Annotated in this window: 17 protein-coding genes and 1 pseudogene; 13 read left to right on the top strand and 5 right to left on the bottom strand. The window is 54.5% G+C overall.

Annotated elements, in window-relative coordinates:
• Positions 1 to 39 precede the first annotated feature (39 nt).
• Positions 40 to 1,206, top strand: coding sequence for an ABC transporter ATP-binding protein (locus tag RWK44_RS32490; protein WP_183855951.1), 1,167 nt, complete (start codon positions 40 to 42; stop codon positions 1,204 to 1,206).
• A 182-nt stretch (positions 1,207 to 1,388) separates the two neighbouring features.
• Complete coding sequence (locus tag RWK44_RS32485) at positions 1,389 to 3,077, top strand: methyl-accepting chemotaxis protein (protein ID WP_410056153.1); 1,689 nt, start codon at positions 1,389 to 1,391, stop codon at positions 3,075 to 3,077.
• Between the two features lie 337 nt (positions 3,078 to 3,414).
• On the opposite strand, the gene RWK44_RS32480 is transcribed toward RWK44_RS32485, so the two are convergent.
• Positions 3,415 to 4,689, bottom strand: a complete 1,275-nt coding sequence (locus RWK44_RS32480; RefSeq protein WP_127431437.1) for an ROK family protein — start codon at positions 4,687 to 4,689, stop codon at positions 3,415 to 3,417.
• Between the two features lie 453 nt (positions 4,690 to 5,142).
• On the opposite strand from RWK44_RS32480, the gene RWK44_RS32475 reads away from it, so the two are divergent.
• The 9 genes from RWK44_RS32475 (at position 5,143) to RWK44_RS32435 (ending at position 13,446) form a co-directional block, all read left to right on the top strand.
• Positions 5,143 to 6,429 (top strand): DegT/DnrJ/EryC1/StrS family aminotransferase, encoded by a 1,287-nt coding sequence (locus tag RWK44_RS32475; protein ID WP_310857170.1) that lies wholly within the window; start codon positions 5,143 to 5,145, stop codon positions 6,427 to 6,429.
• Positions 6,430 to 6,563: 134 nt separating this feature from the next.
• Positions 6,564 to 7,235 carry an HAD family hydrolase gene (locus RWK44_RS32470; protein WP_127431435.1) on the top strand — a complete coding sequence of 224 codons (672 nt, stop codon included), beginning with the start codon at positions 6,564 to 6,566 and terminating at the stop codon, positions 7,233 to 7,235.
• 151 nt (positions 7,236 to 7,386) lie between these two features.
• Positions 7,387 to 7,884 carry a GNAT family N-acetyltransferase gene (locus tag RWK44_RS32465; RefSeq protein WP_310857171.1) on the top strand — a complete coding sequence of 166 codons (498 nt, stop codon included), beginning with the start codon at positions 7,387 to 7,389 and terminating at the stop codon, positions 7,882 to 7,884.
• A gap of 327 nt (positions 7,885 to 8,211) precedes the next feature.
• Positions 8,212 to 9,420, top strand: coding sequence for a glycerophosphodiester phosphodiesterase family protein (locus RWK44_RS32460; protein WP_310857172.1), 1,209 nt, complete (start codon positions 8,212 to 8,214; stop codon positions 9,418 to 9,420).
• A gap of 35 nt (positions 9,421 to 9,455) precedes the next feature.
• The gene (locus tag RWK44_RS32455; RefSeq protein ID WP_131702647.1) at positions 9,456 to 10,538 is read left to right on the top strand and encodes a hypothetical protein; all 1,083 of its coding nucleotides are present in this window, start codon (positions 9,456 to 9,458) and stop codon (positions 10,536 to 10,538) included.
• Positions 10,539 to 10,815: 277 nt separating this feature from the next.
• Entirely contained in the window at positions 10,816 to 11,247 is a 432-nt protein-coding gene (gene tnpA, locus RWK44_RS32450; protein ID WP_168341486.1) for an IS66-like element accessory protein TnpA, read from the top strand.
• Positions 11,244 to 11,600, top strand: coding sequence for an IS66 family insertion sequence element accessory protein TnpB (gene tnpB / locus RWK44_RS32445; RefSeq protein ID WP_037103391.1), 357 nt, complete (start codon positions 11,244 to 11,246; stop codon positions 11,598 to 11,600). The genes tnpA and tnpB overlap by 4 nt, the downstream gene beginning before the upstream one ends.
• 71 nt (positions 11,601 to 11,671) lie before the next feature.
• Positions 11,672 to 13,222 (top strand): IS66 family transposase, encoded by a 1,551-nt coding sequence (gene tnpC, locus RWK44_RS32440; RefSeq protein ID WP_310857338.1) that lies wholly within the window; start codon positions 11,672 to 11,674, stop codon positions 13,220 to 13,222.
• Positions 13,219 to 13,446 (top strand): hypothetical protein, encoded by a 228-nt coding sequence (locus RWK44_RS32435; protein ID WP_132615002.1) that lies wholly within the window; start codon positions 13,219 to 13,221, stop codon positions 13,444 to 13,446. Before tnpC ends, RWK44_RS32435 begins: the two co-directional genes overlap by 4 nt.
• A 177-nt stretch (positions 13,447 to 13,623) precedes the next feature.
• On the opposite strand, the gene RWK44_RS32430 is transcribed toward RWK44_RS32435, so the two are convergent.
• From RWK44_RS32430 to RWK44_RS32420, 3 genes are all read right to left on the bottom strand, one after another.
• The gene (locus RWK44_RS32430; protein ID WP_316029967.1) at positions 13,624 to 14,292 is read right to left on the bottom strand and encodes a hypothetical protein; all 669 of its coding nucleotides are present in this window, start codon (positions 14,290 to 14,292) and stop codon (positions 13,624 to 13,626) included.
• A gap of 24 nt (positions 14,293 to 14,316) precedes the next feature.
• Positions 14,317 to 15,030, bottom strand: coding sequence for a GntR family transcriptional regulator (locus RWK44_RS32425; protein WP_316029966.1), 714 nt, complete (start codon positions 15,028 to 15,030; stop codon positions 14,317 to 14,319).
• A gap of 203 nt (positions 15,031 to 15,233) precedes the next feature.
• Positions 15,234 to 15,911 (bottom strand): hypothetical protein, encoded by a 678-nt coding sequence (locus RWK44_RS32420; protein ID WP_168277511.1) that lies wholly within the window; start codon positions 15,909 to 15,911, stop codon positions 15,234 to 15,236.
• A 617-nt stretch (positions 15,912 to 16,528) separates the two neighbouring features.
• Between RWK44_RS32420 and RWK44_RS32415 the strand changes: the two are divergent.
• A pseudogene (locus tag RWK44_RS32415) lies at positions 16,529 to 16,621 on the top strand (helix-turn-helix domain-containing protein); the annotation flags it as partial.
• A 296-nt stretch (positions 16,622 to 16,917) separates the two neighbouring features.
• On the opposite strand, the gene RWK44_RS32410 reads toward RWK44_RS32415, so the two are convergent.
• A complete protein-coding gene (locus tag RWK44_RS32410; RefSeq protein ID WP_310857342.1) occupies positions 16,918 to 17,217 on the bottom strand; it encodes a hypothetical protein in 300 nt (99 codons plus the stop codon).
• Between the two features lie 366 nt (positions 17,218 to 17,583).
• Here RWK44_RS32410 and msuE point away from each other — a divergent pair, with 366 nt between their 5' ends.
• Positions 17,584 to 18,171, top strand: coding sequence for an FMN reductase (gene msuE / locus RWK44_RS32405; protein ID WP_131702645.1), 588 nt, complete (start codon positions 17,584 to 17,586; stop codon positions 18,169 to 18,171).
• Positions 18,172 to 18,189 lie beyond the last annotated feature (18 nt).

The raw sequence follows: 18,189 nt of genomic DNA, 5'->3' as shown, positions 1-18,189 counted from the left end.
GCGGCTTGCCTCGCTTGAAAAATGCGGGAGTACATAAAAATGGCGTCCATGACCTTCGACGGGATCGGCAAGACCTTTCCGGACGGGACCGTTGCCGTTGCGAATGTAAGTTTTTCGGTCGCGGACGGAGAATTCGTCGTGTTGGTCGGCCCGTCGGGTTGTGGCAAGTCGACACTATTGCGGATGGCAGCGGGTCTTGAAGCGCTCAACAGCGGCCGGCTGCTCATGGATGACGCTGACGTGACGGAGACAGAACCCCAGGACCGGGATATTGCGATGGTTTTTCAGAACTACGCGCTTTACCCCCATATGACCGTTTACGACAACATGGCCTTCGGTCTGCAGCAGCGAAAAATGCCCAAGGACAAGATCGACAAGCTGGTTCGCGACGCAGCGGAAATGCTTGATCTTACCCGTTATTTAGAGCGCAAGCCCGGGGCATTGTCCGGCGGTCAGCGCCAACGCGTGGCGATGGGCCGGGCGATCGTTCGCCATCCCATGGCGTTCCTGATGGATGAGCCTCTTTCCAACCTGGATGCCAAACTCCGCGTGCAGATGCGCGGCGAACTGAAGCTCCTTAATCAGCGGCTCGGCGTCACAACCCTTTATGTGACCCACGATCAGGTCGAGGCTATGACCATGGGCGATCGTGTGGCTGTGCTGAAGCCGGTGTTTAATGGACAGGAGAGTAATCTTCAGCAGATCGATACGCCGCAGATGCTTTACGACAAGCCGTCCAATCTGTTCGTCGCGGGGTTCATCGGTTCGCCCGCCATGAATTTTGTTCGGGTCGAGCTGACGGCGGAAGGCAGGTCGCTAAAAGCTGCGGTAACTGGAACGAAAATATCCTTCTCGGTCCCAGCCCAGGGGGCACTGTCGGCCTTCGCCGGGCGACAAGTCATTGTTGGAATTCGCCCAGAGATGTTTAAGGTTTGTCCCGAGGCCGAGGCGTTGTTCAACGAGCAGATCCCGGTTGCCGAAGCGCTTGGAGCCGACACCTTCGTGTTCTTCGACATCGCGTCACCGTCGGTCAATATCAACGATGCTGAAGATACCGAAGACTTTCTAAATAAGGGTAAGAACCGGCTCGTGGCGCGTATACCACCGGCGCTGACGCCTCGACCCAATCAGGTGCTGCCATTGACTGTCGACCTGGAGAAATTGCACTGGTTCGATCCAGTAACCGGGACTGCGATCCGCGACTGACAGAAAGTGCACTTACTATCGCCATCTGGGGTTTCAACTCTTTTCTCCTGCCCTCCCAGGCAACTTGGCTGTCGTCGATTACGAGGTCGGCGGCAGCCATTTTTTTTAAACCCGAGACATCAAACCATCAGAATCTGAACATCCATCTGCCGTAAGTGATCCCGAGCTTAGAGGAGTGGCCTGTGAAACACGTTTCCATTGTCGGTAAGTTATTTATCATCGTGGCTGTCTTCGGCATCCTGGCACTCGGTCTGACGTTCTATCAGAACCGGCAAATGCTGAAGGTTAACGACAGATATCAGGAGCTTCTCGATAGAGATGCATCTGCAGCACTACGCTTGACCCAGTCGAACCGAAGTCTGGAAACAGCGCGTGCCAACATCAGCGACATGGTGATGACACGGTCGAAAGAGGCGAGGGCGCGCGCTGAAGCTGGCTTGAATGACGCACGAGAAAACTTCGTCAGGTTCATGGATCTGGCGATCGCTGCAGTTCCTGAGCAGAGCGAACTGCCGAAGTTGAAGGCGGATGGATTCTCCGTCCTGACCGATACGTGTGGTGCAGCCATCGCAGTTGGTCGCGGCGCAACTAGTGAAGCCGAGCTTGCCATGGTGCAGCAACTCTATCTCACTCTTTGCCAACCCGCCTTTGCTGCTGTCTCACCGAGATTCACATCCGTCACGGAAAAACTCGCTTCGGACGCAGAGCAAAAGCGTGGTGACGTTTCAAGCGTTGTCCGTGACACGTCCGTGCTGAGTTTGGGAACAGCTATTGTGGCACTCTTCGCTGTCTCGTGCTTCGGCTTTCTCGCAATTCGCTCCTGGTTGGTCAAACCTATCAAGCAGATGGTTACGACAATGGAGGTCATAGCCGACGGCGATCTCATTTCGACTGTTAAGGGAACGATTCGCCGCGACGAGATCGGATCGATGGCCCGGGCAGTACAGATATTCAAGGACAACGAGTTACGGGCGCGCGATTTCGAAAAGGATGCAGAGACAAGCCGTGAAGCAAATGAGATTGAACGTGCGCGTCTCGCCGAGACCGAGCATCGGCGAGCGCAGGATATGGCGGAGGCAACGTCCGGGCTTGCAGAAGGCCTAAGGCATCTCGCCGACGGGAACCTCCTGTTCAGCCTCGACGACAAATTCGCCGACGACTTCGAACCGTTACGGGCGAATTTCAATGCTGCCGTTGCCCAACTCGCTGAGAGCTTGAGAGCTGTGTCGGACGCAACTGAATCGATCGATGGCGGGGCGCAGGAAATCAGTTTGAGCGCGCAGGACCTGTCACGCCGCACAGAGCATCAGGCTGCTTCACTGGAGCAAACCGCCGCCGCTTTGGATCAGATTACCCAGAACGTCGCCAGTTCCTCAAAGCGCACAGCGGAGGCGCGACATGTTGCGATCGAGGCAAACAAGTCGGCGCGCCACTCCGGCGAAGTGGTCTCAAGCGCTGTGGCAGCAATGCAACGCATCGAACAGTCATCCTCGCAGATCTCCAGTATTGTGGGGGTCATCGACGAAATCGCGTTTCAGACCAATCTTCTGGCGCTCAACGCAGGCGTCGAGGCGGCACGATCCGGCGAGGCAGGAAAAGGTTTCGCGGTGGTTGCCCAGGAGGTGCGGGAGCTTGCTCAACGCTCCGCGCACGCAGCAAAAGAAATCAAGAATCTTATCCTCAATTCGGTTGATGAGGTCAGCAGTGGCGTCAAGCTGGCCCGAGACACCGGCGAAGCACTCAAGATTATCATTCAACAGATAGTCCTGATCAACACTCAGCTTGATGCCGTCACCGCCGCTTCCAACGAACAGTCCGCAACCCTTTTTGAGGTCAACCGGACAGTCAATCAAATGGATCAGGTTACGTAGCAAAATGCAGCCATGGCCGAGGAATCCACGGCTGCAAGTACGGCACTTGCCATCGAGGCAAAACAGTTGCGCGGGATTGTAGCGGAGTTTCAAATTGAGAATGCTCTCTCTGAGAGGCAGACCAGTCAAACCAACCCGGAGACAGCGTCAATGTCTTCGCCAGCAAGCCGGATGCTTGAAGAGGTCGCGAACGCACTCGGCACAGTGAGTGACCGTCGAGTTGCAGATACATCCCGGCAATGACCGCGGACCGCCTCAGGTCGTTCCCAGATTGCTTCAAATGGAGTCCATTTTGCCGCCACTTAAGAAGCTTCCGAAGGATCTGTAGCGGATGTCATTAGATGACGAAATTCAGCAATTCAGAAAGAAGAAGACTGGCGGCACCGCGTAAAGCCGCCAGGCATTCGCTGTCTCCGAAAGCAAGGGCAATTTCATCACCCGGGCGATGGAATACCAATTCCCGGAAGCTTTCCTGGATTAAATGAAGCATCGGGTTTCCCCCTCGTACGATGTCGCCGTGAATAATGATGAAATTGGGCGCCATGAACTGCTGGAGGTTCGCCAGACCGACCGAGATATTGAACGCGTAGTCGCGAAGTAATTCTCTTGCGCCTGGGACATTGTCGTTGGCCAGAGTCAATAATCGGCTCACATCCAATGAGTGAGGTTGTGGCAGCCGCCTGACCTTGGCCTCGTCTGCTAACCACTTCGAGCTGGCAATTGATTCCCAGCATCCGCGTCGGCCGCACTGGCATAACCGACCTTTGATGTCTACGGTCGTATGACCGATTTCACCGCCTGCACCTGCGGATCCCCGATAGAGATGCCCATCAAGGTAAAGCGCTCCACCCAAAGTCTCGCCGATATGGACCGAGGCGAAGTTTCTCCGACCGCGGCCTTGCCCAAACCATCGGTCTCCAACCAGCAAAGCTCTGGTATCCTGATCGACACACACGGTAACTCCAAATCTTTTGTGCAACTCGGCTTCGAGGGGTAAGCCGTCCAGGAATGGCCCGAGACTGACGGTCACAATTGTGCCCGTCTCCGTATTGATCGTTCCAGCCACTGCTACACCTATCCCTAAGATCGGCTTGCCAGATGCGATAGTTTCTTCGACACAGGTGCATATAATGCGTGAGGCGTCGGAGGGGTGTGTTAGGTTCTTCGGAAAATCGGCGGCGTGTTGAGCATAGACCTCGCCCTCCAAAGAGACCAAACACGCACTCACGCGGTCGTGCAGCAGGAGCACCGCGCACATAGGTCTTGCATCCTTGGAAAACCATAACTTGGTAGCTGGCTTGCCCCCTGTTTCGTTCGGAGGTATCACTTCTCCTTCCGCAAGAACACCCTGATCGATCAGGGGCTGCACAATCCCTCCGATAGTTCCTCGAGTCACACCGGTAAGGCGGGCCAGATCTGCTCTGCTAGATGGCCCTATGTCGTACAAGGCTTGCAACAATCGGCCCCGATTCGCGGCGCCCAAGGTTCCCGTTGGAATCAATCTTTGAGCCAGTACAATACCCTTAGTGCTCTCATCAATATGGTGATCGTCAGGACTGCCCTCGCGTTCTCCCAGTCGATGAGCTTCGTGTCTTCTTATCAAGGATTCCATAGCATCCAATCCTGTTGCCGAATTCCATTGCCACCAACGGCCAGTACTAGCGGAGGGCGACCTTTCGCCATTCGGTGGGGCTCGGATTATGAGCTGGGGTGGCAATGTGCTGTTGGTCCAACGCTTCTTCAATCGGCACCGGGCGTTACGGGAAACTTTGGCCGGTTCCCGTCCCCAGCCTCATTCAGTGATCTCAGTTGTCCGGCCAGCCGTTAAAAAACTATTGAAATTTCCAACGTGCTCCGCACAGAAGCTGACCAAAGTGACGCCTTAAGCGCCCGTCCGCCAATATACAACAAATATTCAGTAACATACTTATTGTGCCCGCCTGCTCCTAATCTACTTTAAAATATACTTTGAGATATACTGTAATTTAGCTACCAAACGTGGGAAAGCAGTGCTAGCGTTTGTGTGGGCTGATCAGCATTCTAGTGAGCATGATTGGAGAACGTGATGAACGGATTCGGTGCACTACGGCTCATAACTCGCAACACAACTGGTGCTTTCTCAGGCGAGAAGCTCGCCGTTTTCGGTGGGAAGCCTGTGGTCCCCCAGGGACGTGTTACACCTTGGCCCGCCGCGGAGAATAAGCACTTGCATGCACTCCAAGGTGTTGTGGATGGTGGAAGGTATCACCGCGTTAACCACCCAATCGTGAGCGATTTGGAACAAGATCTTGCAAGCTGGACTGGGAAGTGGCAAGTGCGCGCTGTCGGCAGCGGAACGGCGGCCATTCACATCGAGCTCGACTACGTCAAAGAGCGAGGCGAGCAAGTTGTTACCGCGGCACTGAATTGGCCAGGAGCGGTAGGACCAATCAAAATCAGCGGTCTCGAACCCGTCTTCGTTGATGTCGACATGAACTTGGCCGGGATTGATCAGCGCGCGGCCGCTGAAAAGTTCGGCCCTAATGTAGCTTCAGTTTTAGTCACTCACCTTTTCGGAAACAATGTTCTCGTCCCCGACGCGAGGTCTGCAGCGCGAGCTCAAGGCATTGCTGTGATCGACGACATCTGCCAATCAATCGGCGCCGCGAAAGCAATCGTCGGCGGTGCGCATCTTGATGCAGACGCGCTCGCTCTATCCGGAAACGGCGCCAAGCACCTTGGGGCCGGCGAACTGGGATTTGTCATTACTGAGGACGCCAACTTGATTGCACATGTTGATCGCGTATCGCTGTCCAGCTCGTCTCGAAGTGGAGCGCGAATATTCTCGCCCTATTCCCAAGGGTACAACTACAGGCCGAACGTATTCTCGTCATCTATAGCGAAGCTGCGGGTAACAGAGATGGATACGCAACTGCAAATCCGAAGAGACAATTGCAAGCTTTTGTGGGAATTGATCGGCGAACTTGTGGGCATATCTCCTCTCTTCAACCCATCCGACTGCGACCATTCGATGCTCAACTTTCCCCTCCGGATCGAACCTGAGGCGCTTGGCTTCGCACCCGGCCCGGCTGCAAGGGATTTCGTGGTCAGGTCTCTGCAGGCCGAAGGCGTGCCTATCTGTGTTTGGCTCACGAAGCCCGTATTCGAATATCTTCCGGACATTTGCGACAACTGGAAGGCCGCCGATTTCCCGAACACAGTGAAACTGTTGGATACGATGTTTTACGTCTCGGAGATTGCGCCACCCAACAATTGCGAATTGATGGAGCTTTATGCAGAGGCGTTTCACAAGGTTTGGAATGCTCTTCATAAGCAAGGCCCGAAGATCGCCGCAGGAGCAATTTCCGGCTGAGCACCGCGCATCAATTTCCCAGTGCCGCAATGGTCAACATCCGATCGGATACAATCCTACCCTGCTCAATGCCTGGAAGATTGAAAGCTGGAACTGGGACAAAACTCAGAGTCATTCTATAATGAGGACTGCTTATGTCTTTTTCAAAAAGTCCGGAACTACTGATCTTCGACTGCGATGGGGTTCTCGTCGATAGTGAGCTTATTGCAACTGCGGTGCACATCGAAGCTTTGGCTAAATTCGGCTACATCATATCGGCTGAAGAGTATAACGATCGCTTCATAGGGATGACTGACCAGCAAAGTTATTCAGTCATAGAATCCGAGGGCGACTTACGCCTACCGGAGGATCATCATGAATGTGTGATGGCCGAAGTTGCAAAACGATATCCTCGCGATCTGCGTGCAATCAGCGGCGTTCGGCAAACCTTGGAGACCATTAATTTAAAGAAGTGCGTGGCGTCGAACAGCGATGCTGCAAAGCTTTCCTTGGCGCTTAAAGTCACGGACCTACATGATTACTTTTGGCCCCATGTCTTCAGCGCTTCGCAGGTTGCGAGTGGTAAGCCTGCGCCGGATCTGTTTCTGTTTGCAGCAGATCATATGAACACACCGGCTAGCAGTTGTCTCGTTATTGAAGACAGCGTTGCTGGCACTCAGGCGGCGGTGGCAGCCGGGATGATGGTGATTGGCTTCGTAGGTGCTTCGCATTGCCTTCCTGGGCACGGAGACAAACTGATGGAAGCAGGTGCCACTAAGCTGTTTAGCCGCATGACCGCGTTGCCACAAATCTTAGCAGGTTTGTGATCACGCTGTTGCGTGCTGGCGACCCGTCTTGAATCGCGGCGTCACCGTGCAGGATATATCGTGAGGTCCGATAGCTCACTAGTGCACGGGCTTCACCTCAAGTTGACCGATCGTCACGCGATTGCTCGGCCCGCCAAAAAATGGAGACACTATGACCGAGAAAGCAATGGTAGCTGGAACTCCGGTAACGATCGAGTACCTAGAAAGATTTCCGAATTTCATTTCCATTTGCGCAAGTTGGTCTTTCGGACAATGGGGTTGTCAATCAAATGGCTCGTACGAACAAACGCGAGGCGAGTTTGAAGCGGCAACAAAAAGCTCGATGCCGCTAACACTAGTCGCCATCGAAAACGCGTTGCCAGTAGGAATGGTCACGTTGGCTGATCGTGATTTCGATGGAAAATCTCATCTATCCCCTTGGCTTAAGTCGCTTTTTGTCCATCCATTTCACCGCAAAAAAGGAATAGCCAGGTTGTTGATCGAGCGGCTCGAGCACGAAGCATCGTGCCTCGGTTGCAAGAGTCTTTATCTGACAACAGAGGACGCGCAACTTCTTTACGAGAAGAGCGGCTGGCGGGCAATTGATCACGTCCAAACATCGTATGGCGAAGCGGCGTTAATGAAGAAAGCCCTGCCTCCTCTCAACTGAGGCTACGCTAGGACGAAATAATTGCGCCGGAGCTCCAAGCTGCTTTCATGACAACTCTCTCAACGCTTGAGCACGCGACGTCGCGACGTGGCAACGCAGCGCCTTGGGTGGAAGCTGATTTATGGATCATCTTGATGTTGAAGAGCGTGTTATTGCCGGCACATCGCAGCGATAGTGGGCCGGCTAAAAACTTCCTCGCACTACGGGCACCCCCCAGGATTTCGCTCCCCCAAGCCTTGCTGTGATGGGCTGTTGCAAAGGCCGCACGAACAAGCCGTACAAAGTAGCGAGCTACCCAAAATTCTCATCGAAAGGTTTTGAATCTTTATGGACACCAGCAACAATGTGGCATCAGTGCTTGTGAATTTTTGTTTCTCGCGTCTCGGTTACCTCGGCGGCCGACGTGATCTGCGTGCATCGCTCACTTTAACTTCTCTTCTTGCTTTCGGTATTCCATCCTACGCCGCAGCAGAGGCGCTACTTCCGGTAAAGCCTTCACCATATGTTGTAAGTGCGATTACAAGAAACATGTTCAAGCTGCCGAAACCCGATGACGACTTGGTCCTGCTATCTGCGCATCGCGGATCTTGGGAGATCTATCCTGAGAATTCAGCCTATGCCTTGCAAGACGCCTGGAATTCGCAGATTGAGAGCGTGGAGGTCGATGCCCGCTTCACCGCAGACAAAGAAGTCGTTCTATCTCACGACTACAGGATTGAGCGCGAGTCAACTGGAAGCGGCCTATTATATAATCAGAACTTGTCGCAGCTACGACAGGCCGATCTACGGGACCGACATGGCCGCGTTTTTAAGGATTCACAAGGGCGAAAGGCGAAGTTCCTAACATTCTCCGCCGCGCTCGATCTACTCGCCGACTATGTTTCCGATGATGGTCATGGGTACGTGATGATCGTCGATATCAAGGCGGCAGTCGATGATCAGGACCCTACTGATCCCATCGAGCTCATGCAACGCTGCCTTGACATTCTCGCGAGCAAGGGAAATGCGAAACTCAGCAAAGCCGTTGTATTCAAGCTCAAAGCAAAGGATGCGGCGGATGTCGGCACGATTCTAAATCGGACAACCTACGACCCTAACCTCATTGGCGGGCTAATTGTCGTCGAAAACCCGGATGACGAGAATGTGAAGGATTCCAGCTATGATCCCCACGAGGATCCAATCTACGATCAATGGAATGTGGCGCCGTTCTCCATTCAGTTTGAAATGAACCAATTCTATAAAGGTGACGGTCTGCAGGCATATTTCGACTATATCGACCAGCAGCAGGGCTTCGCCACCTATCATGAAAGTAACTACTTTCCAGAGGGCGTCGCAAACAGCGCCGGAAAATGCTGCTTCGAGCACAATACGGATCCGAAATCGACCGCTCAACGAGGGATCGTACCAGATTACCGGGGAGATCCTGAGATGGCGGTCGTCAATCGTACCAATCTTATCACCACTGATTGGCCCGACGTAGTCGGCGATATGTTGCGCCAGATACGGCGCCGCAACACCTCCGAGCTCACTCGTTAGAGCAAGACCTCCGCTTTCAAAAAGGGAATGTTTTGATGAATAATGGAATAAAAATCTTCCTATTGTTTTCCACGCTGGGCTGTCTTGTCGCTGGAGAAGGGCAAGGGGCATCATGTACCAATGAAGCCAATTGTCTTAGAAGCGCGTCGGAGAAGGTATCTCAGACGCTCACACCGAAGGTAGTGCCCATTTTCGGGGAATTTCCAAAGCTGTACATACACGACTCGGCGGCAGAAGCGGATTATCCGGTGCCCGAAGATACGAGGCAGGCATTTGACTTCTATACCAACAAGACTTCCTTCAACCTTCCACCGCGCACGTCAATCGAGACTAGTCAAAGCGCGTCGATCAGACCAGACACGGGGTTCACTGTCCTTTTGGTCGAAAAGACCCGTGAAAATACCGTTCCTAATGGCGGCAGCGCCTTATCGCTTCTAAGTTCTAATTCGAACGATGCTTACCTATCATTCGCGTTGGGAGCGACGCCCAATCCGAACGGTCAGAAGTGGTCTTTCGCGAAAAGCCTGCTTCAAAGCAACATGGCGTCTATTGCATGGTGGCAGAAGCCCTGGGACATGAACGTCGTGGGGCCAACAGGGGCATTCTCCGGCACTGAGTGGATTTACTATACCTTTACTCCAGACGGCAAAGTTCGCATGGACCGTTTTGCGCCATACACATATTTTCTAGCGTTTACAGCTTACCAGTGGGATGAGGCAGTGCTCGACAGTGGGTTCCCGCATTCTCCTTTCAGCTCTGGTACGCCAACCGATCGTCCGAAATCCGTCATTTTCGGATCGGTTGGCCCATGGGTTATTGGCGCTGCAGCAGTGCCCGGTCAAACATCGCCCATGATTGAGCCAATTGAGGCGCTACCGGGATTTGAGGGAGTGACGATATTCTCGACCCCCTTGTCGATGAAAGAAGTCGTAGCGTATCAGAATTCCCTAAAGAGAAGCGACTTTCTCGACGTCAACATGCTGCCCTGCAACAGCGGCCAGTACCTTTCCGGCGAGATAAGGACTCCTTGCGGCACGGCTCGTCCTGGCAATCCTCCGTCGAATGTAAAGTCGGTGGCTGGTGATGCGATCCGCACAAATATCGAACGCTTTGAATAGCGATGTTGGACGACTCTCATTTGTTCCAACGGCGATCAGGCGGCATCAGTTTCAGCTACCGCGATGCCGCAATCCCGGTCGCTTGCCAACCGAATGTCTGACCAGATCGGGCAAAGATGGTGACCACTCAAGCGTGGAAATCGCCGCGCTAAGCCGTCCGATCCACCGAGCAAGGTTTGATAGCCCTCGCCTCTTGTTGACCGTAAGCGCTGTTTTCCTCCCACCTTTCGGGTCGCCGGCTGATCGTTGATGTTGTGCCCGAACAGGGCTTCGACATATGACGATTACAGGGTTTACGCCTAGCACCAAGGCCGATGAGATGGTGCAGAGGTTTGAGGTTTTCACTGGATCAGGTCGCCGCCGCGAATGGAGCGACGAGGAGAAGCTTCAGATTGTTGCCGAAAGTCATAGCGGCGAGATGTCGGTCAGTGCTGTTGCGCGGCGGCACGGTTTGTCGCCCGGTCAGTTGTTCACCTGGCGGCGGCAGTCGCGGAGCCCATCGGAGCAGACGTCAACGCCGATGTTCGTGCCAGCGGTGATGGATCAGCCTGCAGAGATGCCTTTGAGACGGCGAAAGACGATGGCTAGGAGCACGCCGCTAGCAGTCGCCATCGAGCTGGAGATTGACGGTGCGATACTCAGGATCGCATCTGGCACGGACAGCGCTACCATCGCAGCGGTCATCCAAGCTATGAAGGCATCGTCGTGATTGGCCCGTCTGGTGCGGTGAAAGTCATGATCGCCACCAAGCCCGTCGACTTCCGCAAAGGCGCAGAGGGATTGGCCGCATTGGTGAAGGCCGAGATGGGTGCCGATCCGTTCTCCGGCACAATCTATGTGTTCCGGGCCAAGCGAACCGACCGCATCAAACTGATATTCTGGGATGGCAGTGGCGTATGCCTCGTCGCCAAGCGGCTTGAGGATGGCGAGTTCCATTGGCCCCGAATGCAGGACGGCGCGATGCATCTGACGGCCGCGCAATTCTCGGCTTTGTTCGAGGGACTCGATTGGAAACGCGTGCATGCGCCAATCGAAACGCGCACCCCCGTTAAGGCCGGATAGCGGCCGCGACCAATTGAATCAGCCGCATCCAATAGCTCGTTTTGCGAGGCCAGATATGCTGTTCTTGTCCCATGACGACAAGGGCGGACGAGCTTCCGGATGACCTGAACGCGCTGAAAGCGATGGTGCTTTCGCGCGAGGCGGAGAATGCCCGCTTGCGGCAGATCATCAAGGAATTGCAGCGCCACCGGTTCGGTCGCCGAGCCGAAACGCTTCCCGAAGATCAGCTACTTTTGGGCTTGGAAGAGGCCGAGCAGGTCGAAGCGGATGGTCTCGAAGCGAAGGAAGAGGCGTCGGTCGCTGAACGCCGGGCACGTGTTGCCAAACGGCGGACGAACCGGGGCTCATTGCCAGCTCACCTGCCACGCATTGAGATGGTCGTCGATATCGATGATCACGCCTGCCCAGGGTGTCGCCATGATCTGCATCGGATCGGCGAAGACGTCAGTGAAAAGCTCGACATCGTTCCGGCCCAGTTCCGTGTGCTGGTCGTGCGCCGCCCGAAGTATGCCTGCCGGGCCTGTGAGGATGTCGTGGTTCAGGCTCCGGCTCCCTCCCGGCTGATCGAAGGCGGTATTCCGACCGAAGCAACCGTCGCCCAGGTCCTGGTCTCCAAGTATGCCGATCACCTGCCGCTCTATCGTCAAGCGCAAATGTACAAGCGGCAAGGGATCGATCTCGACCGATCGACACTCGCGGATTGGGTCGGCCGCGCCGCCTGGCATCTGCGACCTGTTCATCAAAGGTTGCTCGACCTTTTGAAGACATCATCCAAGCTCTTCGCCGACGAAACGACAGCACCCGTGCTCGATCCGGGACGGGGCAGGACCAAGACCGGCCAGCTCTGGGCGTATGCCCGCGATGACAGGCCTTGGCAGGGAACCGATCCGCCCGGCGTCGTCTATGTCTACGCGCCGGATCGCAATGCCGAGCGTCCGATGGCCCATCTCGACGGCTTCGTCGGCATTCTTCAGGTAGACGGCTATAGCGGCTATCGCCCGTTGGCTGCCAAGAACACCGTATCTCTGGCATTTTGCTGGTCGCATGTCCGTCGGCGCTTTTACGAGCTGGCAGCCGCCGGTCCCGCACCCATTGCCACCGAGGCACTCAGACGCGTTGCCGAACTCTACAAGATCGAAGATGAGATACGTGGTCGCACGCACAAAGAGCGCAGCACCGCTCGGCAAGAAAGTAGCCGTCCGATCACCGATAGCCTCGCTCCCTGGCTACGCGAACAGCTTGGCCTCATCAGCCAGAAGACAAAACTGGCCGAGGCGATCCGTTATGCCCTGTCACGCTGGGATGGGCTGACAAGATTTATCGACGATGGCCGGATCGAGATCGACTCCAACACTGTCGAGCGATCCATCAGGCCGATTGCCCTAAATCGCAAGAACGCGCTGTTTGCAGGCTCCGATGCGGGGGCCGAGCACTGGGCGACCATCGCCTCGCTCATCGAAACCGCAAAACTCAATGACGTTGAACCGCTTGGTTATCTCGCCGACGTGCTCACCAAAATAGTCAATGGCCATCCCAACAGCCAGCTCGAAGAGTTGTTGCCGTGGTCATACAGGACCGATAAAATGCTCCCAATAGAAGAACAGACGTGGAGCATGCCATGACAGAGCAGAACGTCTCATGGGAGCAGGACGGCATCGACACCGGCTGGTTCTTTGCGAAAAATATCGGCTCAGTGAGAAGCAGCACCAGTTATCGATCTGGAGGCTGGTGGTTCCTTCCAAAGTGGCTACCTGACACGGCAGAAAACGATATCGGTCCTTTCAAAAGCAAAACTGCCGCGTTGGCAGAAGCAGAAAGGCTAGCTGCTCAGCAGCTCACAAAATAGCTGGAGGCATCGACGTCTGCTCCCGTGGCCCCACAACAGCGCTTACTGTTGACCTCTGCCAATCATTCCCAATAAAGCGCGCGGTCGCATTGCCGAGGGAAGAAACCCTTGGTTTAGGGCTGCCAAACGATACGGCTGCGCGCCTCAATCCGTAGGAAGCTTGCGTCATCGAGTCCGCTATAAGGTTTTTCCTTCGGAATTCGTCGCATTGAGGAAGATCTGCTCGTCACCGACTACGCTATATCCGCCGCCCAAGCCATTTTTCGTTGCGTCCGCTGCTTCGAAGAATCTCTGCGCCACGGTGGCGCTAAGGCTGCCCTGCGGAAACCGCACGATAACAAGGCCTGTCTTACCTGTCGTGTCGTCGAGGCGAGAGGTAAGAACGCGATATTGGCGCAAGACGTAGCCTAGCGGGCCGGCAAGCCTATCCGTCACGGCGTCATCGAGATCACCCTCGGTCTGAAGCGATGCATTTGTTTTGAGGAGATACCCGCCCGGCGTAACCTCTGTCCTCAAGGTCGCAGCGTCGATCCCGTTGGCTGTTATGATCTTTGGCACAATGTCTTTTGAGACTTCGGCTGAAAACGTCGCTCGATCAACATAGCTGGCCTGGCCAAGCCGCAGCAAATGGAAACCTGCGGAGGGCGTTGCCCGATAGGACACAAGCACCTTTCGCTCTGCAGCGCTGTATTCTGGGATACTGAAGGGATGGCGGCAGCCTCTTTGATTTGGCAACATAATTAAAATGCTGGTAGGTGATGCCGACGTCGGCTTTTGGATTGCCCGCAGCAGCCGCAGATATGCGCGGCACTCGACAAATTCTTCAGGCTCGTTGACTAGGATCATTCGTCGAGATGACAGTTTGAAATGTCACAAACTTTTCGCGGGCCCCGGAAAACCTGTTAATCCACGTTCGTTCACCTCTTGTACAATCCTTGAGACGGCACCCTGTTCTAGATCAAGGTGGTTCATCAACGCGGACTCCACCAGGGTCGTTGCCGTGCCTAGTTCAGACATTGCGTCAATTAGCTTCTCGAGGCTTTCAACAAACGCGGGCCGAAGTTCCGACGCAGTTAGTTCCATTCGTAAAGGGTGAGTGCAAAAACAGAACCGGTGGACGATTTTGCAAGCCTCGCAATTCGATGCTTCTTGCGCGATTTCAGTGAATATCGCTTCTGCCCTAAAGGCAAGTTCGTCAGAGGACAATTTATCCGCCACGGTCCAGCTCTCTGGGACCTGCGGCCGCATTCGATTCAATGCCGAGATCAGGGTTTCACGTCCGACAACATAAACATCTAACAGAGCTCTTTCCGACATCGGCCTGGTGAAAAAGCCTCTTTGAGGGATGTATTGAATCTTCCCTTCAGCTGCGAGCCGCTGAAGCGCTTCGCGAACTGGTGTTCGACCAAGATCGAGCTTAGACGCTAGATCCTGTTCCCTGAGATGTTGCTCCGGCACACGACCGTTACTGTGGAGAATTCTTCGAATAGCATCGTAGGCAATATCGGCCTTTGCAGGTTCTGGTTCAGTAGAAAAATTCGAGCCACCCCCACGACCTTGGGGCGCGTTCTTGCAACACCGCATTTGATAGTTTTCCTCTGTCGATATCCTTCAAGGACCCTACAGGAGCTTTGCTTTGAGATCGGACGGTCGCTTGGAGTTGAAGGTCGAATTAGTCGACCCTTCCAATACCGGCACCGCGTTTCACGCCCGAACCAGATTCGGGATCAACCACCTGTATTACAGCCGCGGCCGTAATTGGCAGCTATCGCATTCTGCCGCTAAGTTCAATGCCATAGGCACAAGGCTGCGTCGGGATGGCGCGCTGGTCCAATGTCTACCGCCCGTCGTATTACGCGCAAGCGGCCGCCTTTAAGCGAACCGTGTCTCCAAGGCCTGGAAGTGCCATCAATGTAGTGACAGTTTTCAAAATCAACATGTGCATGATAGCTCTTCGGTGGACGTGATCGGTTACTCCTATCAATCAGCTGATTATAGGCTTCGGCGGATTTGATGTAGCCGCGGTTCGCGAGAGCCTCGACTTGTCCATCAGTAGCGATGGCTTCGCCGTTGTCAGAATCGCCTCCAGCGCAATCAAAGACACGTTCAGATTTTGAAAGAGACCATGTGATCTGATGCATTTGTTCCGGTTCGTGTTTGGTGGCGAGATGCGCTTTGGTTAGGTCCAGGCCTATGCTTGCCTCGTGTTCGGCAGGTGGTTGTTGCAATGTCGACAATATTTCAAGGCTCAGCTCCATGCCGGTCACTACAGGACGGTTAACCCGATAATATCTTCCGCTATCTGCGACTTCGCGAAGCGCATCCAGATGCTCGTTCCGTGCGGCCGGCTGCCAGCGTATACCACGCCGTTGAGCAAGCACGCGTTCGCCATCGAGCAAGACGAGCCCCATTTCCGGGCTATCACACCTGGGTTCGTTTGGATGCATTTTGTCACGTCGGTTCATCTAAGCCTCCCGTCGCTGACCGGGGTAGTCCCATGCCGCGTGTTGAGCAGGTCTAGACGGCACTCCGCCATAGATCAATATTTAACAATAATATATTTTCTGATATATTTAGCCAATCACCATGGCTTACGTTTATACTTTGTTGGTCGAGTACACAACTCGGCACGATATAGTATTACGCAAGAGAGTTCAAGATTTGCTTGAGTCCGCAAATGTTCGAGCTGACAATCTCCCGTTGGCGATGGCCAAACCTCGAAGTGGTAAGGTACGGCTATGACTCCCTCAAGCAGCACGAAAAGTTCCCCTTCTATCTGACAACCCCGACATGTTGGTCGGATTGAGTATTTCGTCACCACCGGGCTGATCGCCAATGAGTTGAATTTATTGGAAGAATCTCAGTCTCGACGGAGACACTTCCTTCGCTCTTGTATTGAAAGTCGAACACCAGATTGCTGACAGGATAACGCGTGGGACGAACACCGGTTACGCCGAAGTCAGTTTACTCGGACCACCATTATATTCGGCCGGCAGAGAAAGCGTTCTCGGAAGGTCGCAAACGATGACATCCTGGCTCCCCTTGCGGTAGATCCGACTAGCTTTCGCTGGACGAGCGATGGTCTGACTTGACAGCTCTTGAGAAGAACTCGGATTTTGACTCGTCAAGGATACGAAGGACCGCGGCCGCCCTAGGAGTTTTAGACAAGATTTGAGACATGCGTCGCACTGAAGTCGCTACACAGCGGCCTTAAGGAGGATGCCTGCAGCAGCTCACCGAGTACAGGAGGCGCTTAATGGGAAGCCCTTCAAGCTCCTACAGCTTATAGGGCCATCCAGGCTTCAGACTTAGCCGAGCTGGACGCTTCCGCCTAATTGGCTGGCGCGAAGGCTAGCGCCTGAAGTCATTCGTCGCACCCTAGCTGTAGAGACAGCTTGCCGACTGCGATTGGTGGAAACCCAGGCACGCGATCATCGTGGCACGGTGATCGATGAGCGAATCTAACCGCATTTATTCTTCCACCAATCGCAACACTGGGGGCGCGTCATATGCGCGGAACGTCTTAAGGTCGACTTGAACCATCGGGCCACGCGGCGTGTGTATCGTGAGGGTACTGATATCGACATCAATGCCGGATTTGTGTACGTCGCGGGTGGCGTCATTCATTTTTTGAAGCGCTGCGCCTAGTCTTTCCTTAGCATGCTTCTGCCTTGTGAGGTAAGATGTCATGGTGCCCTGCTTGTTTGCTGCTTGAGTTCCGCTTATGCGGTCAATTTGATTCGCGCTATGAATCGATAGCGTTTCGAGCACGATCGAACGGGCTCCTCTTTAGTTTAGACACCGTGGCTGGTCGCTAAGTAACTGCTGTAGCAGGTCGGACCTTTGCAAATTTCGCATTCTTCCCTCCATGGCGAGACGAAAATATGCTTCCCGATCGTTGCGCGAGCTCCATTTCGCTTCAGCACCAGCGCAACCCATTTGGCCATAGAGAGTTGTTCGCTCTCGCCGTGGCGTGCAGTTTGCTGCGCCACATAGAACGCCAAGCTGAAGTTTTTATTTCGCCCATTGGGCGCGATTTCAGGATGGCAATCTACAACAGGGAGAAATATTGGCATCGTGTCTTTATCATTAGTCCATTAAATATATAGACTACGGTCGCAAAAGGATGTCGTCGACATGAGAATTCTGGGTCTTGCGGGAAATGTAAAACGACCATCGCGAACTGCCTCCCTTGTGGAAGCACTTGTGTCGGCAGCCACATCGAAGCTGGGTCTCGATGGGCAAACCATAGAACTGGTTGACGCTGCCCCCATTCTCTTCAAGGCGCTTCGATCGGACCAGTTGGATGCCGAGGGGCGGGCGATTATCGACGCCGTCGAGGCGGCTGATGTCCTTGTTGTCGGGTCGCCGGTCTACCGGGCATCGTATACCGGCGCTCTCAAGCATCTCTTCGACCTTGTTGACTACCGCGCACTGACCGGAAAGCGGGTCATTCTGGCTGCCACAGGTGGCACACCGCTGCACGGTTTGATGACCGAACATCAGTTGCGCCCGCTATTCGGCTTCTTCAACGCCCTGACACTGCCGACGTCGATCTACGCTACCGAAACCGATTTCACGGATTATGAGATCGCCAGTCCTGTGGTTCAAGAGCGTATCGAGCGCGCTGTTTCAGAACTCGCTCAGGTGCTGCCGCTCTCTGATCACACCGCTGCCGCGCGCGCTCATGCAAACCGCCCGGCGCTCGCCGCCGCGTCAGCCTAGCCATTCCAAGAGGGAGAG

This window comes from Rhizobium sp. 25PS6 (assembly GCF_032464655.1).
In the GTDB taxonomy this organism is placed as follows: domain Bacteria; phylum Pseudomonadota; class Alphaproteobacteria; order Rhizobiales; family Rhizobiaceae; genus Rhizobium; species Rhizobium laguerreae.
The sequence above is the reverse complement of the archived record's forward strand: the minus strand, read 5'-3'. Positions and strand labels throughout refer to the sequence as shown.